The 1,102-nt window shown below is 30.4% G+C and carries 1 protein-coding gene; it reads right to left on the reverse strand.

What is annotated here, in order from left to right; all coding sequences use genetic code 11:
* Nucleotides 1-155: 155 nt before the first annotated feature.
* A complete protein-coding gene (locus MN581_RS09975; RefSeq protein WP_241699705.1) occupies nt 156-1,082 on the reverse strand; it encodes a replication initiation protein in 927 nt (308 codons plus the stop codon).
* Nucleotides 1,083-1,102 lie beyond the last annotated feature (20 nt).

Raw genomic sequence — 1,102 nt, forward strand, 5'->3', positions numbered from 1 at the left:
CACCTTTGACATACACTATTTTTTATCAATAAAAGAATTATCCTAAATCATTTCAATTGAAAAATTAGTTTTTCAAAAAAAAAAAAATAAAAAACTTTTCCAAAAGTATGGAGAAGTTTTTCTACTTTGTCGTGTTGTTCGAAATAGTTTTCTGATTAATGGAAACCACTTTTTAAATCATCTAAAATATCTTTTCGAAGTTTTTCTTCTTCAATTTTTTCAAATTCTTTTTGTTTCTGAGCGTAAAAATCTGACTCATGTGTGCCAATTTTTAAACCTAATACTTTATCTTTTGCGACCCATTTTTCTTCTTGAGAAAGATCACCATTGTGTTCGATATTAAATATTTTTTGTCGTAAGTCTTCGCGTTCTCCTTTAGAAAAGTCATTAGCATTTTTATTTTCTGGTTTAAAAGCAAATTGGTAACCAACAACAGGTTTCCCACGTCCTTTACCATATTTCTTACGAATGGTAAGACCGCGAAATAATGGAGTTAATTCGTCTTTAATAGGCTTTAAGACTCTTTTATCAAGATTAGCAGGTTCTTTCAAATAACTTTTAGGAATATCTAAAAGCTCAAAAAAATCTTCTTTAGAGAAATATGCATAGCCCGTTGTTCGAAATTGTTTTAACAATCGAAACATGGTTTTTGAATAACTGCTTTGTAGGTCATTAAACTGTTGAAGAGAATAACGAACCCATTCGTCTAAGTCATTGAGTAAAGGAATAGCTTTTTCATGTATTTGAATTTCAGCATAAGGGGAATCTGCTTCTCCATTAATGTCGAATGAGCTAAATAAAACGAAACGCTCACGTCTCAAACCAGAGGCGCTTCTACGACCAAATCTCAAATCCATTAATTTGTCATACGTTTCTTCTAAGTCATCAATAAAACGATTATTGGCAGTTGCTTTATAATCACTTAATTCTTTAAGTTGGCTAAAAGAGAAGGTTACTTTATTTTGCCCCTTATCACGCATTCTAGAGATAATTGAAAAAAATAAATTCATTTGAACAGGGGTAAACTTTCTCAAAGGAATAGTATTTAATTCTGTATGATGTTTAACTAATTCATTAACCATAAACGCACCTCACATTAATA

The organism is Vagococcus sp. CY53-2, from assembly GCF_022604695.1.
In the GTDB taxonomy this organism is placed as follows: Bacteria; Bacillota; Bacilli; order Lactobacillales; family Vagococcaceae; genus Vagococcus.